Source organism: Bergeriella denitrificans NBRC 102155 (assembly GCF_001592185.1).
Classification (GTDB): Bacteria; Pseudomonadota; Gammaproteobacteria; order Burkholderiales; family Neisseriaceae; genus Neisseria; species Neisseria denitrificans.
The window spans coordinates 1-570 of the sequence record NZ_BCWL01000386.1; the positions used below are offsets into that span (position 1 = coordinate 1).

Consider the following 570-nt stretch of genomic DNA (forward strand, 5'->3'; position numbering starts at 1 on the left):
GCATAATCTGTGACGGAAGAAAAGGATTGCTGCAACAGTTCCCCGATATTCCCTGCCAACTGTGCCAATTTCATCAGGTCAAAACGGTAACAACTGACCTGACACGCAATCCGAAAACGGAAGCGGCGAGGGCGTTATACAAATTAATACTGAGCCTGAAGAGCAGCAAAAAAGCCGTCTTTCAGACGGCCTTGAATGCTTGGTACGAACAATACCGGGGCTTTTTAAACGGACGTACCTTTAACGAGGAAACGGGTAAATCTCATTGCACGCATAAGAGACTCCGGAGTGCTTATTTAAGCCTGGAAAGGAATATGGCATACCTGTTTACCTTTGAGGATTATCCTGATCTGCACATTCCGAATACGACCAATTTGCTTGACGGGCGGTTTGCGGATTTGAAACAGAAATTAGGGGGTCACAAGGGTATGAATGAGGAAGGAAAATAAGATTAGGTTTCAAGGATTATTTCTCTAATTTAACCGGGAAATAACCCCTTTTTTTGTCCCATATGAGTAAAGTCCTCGAAATTAGCACCTTTTTTGTCCTATAAGCCGTATTTTCAGCAGT

General features: G+C 43.3%; 1 protein-coding gene. It reads left to right on the forward strand.

Annotated features, from left to right (window positions below; all coding sequences use genetic code 11):
- The coding region (locus BDE01S_RS10940) for an IS256 family transposase, variant Zn-binding type (protein ID WP_066081522.1) at window positions 1-449 on the forward strand (449 nt) is incomplete at its 5' end.
- Window positions 450-570: the final 121 nt, after the last annotated feature.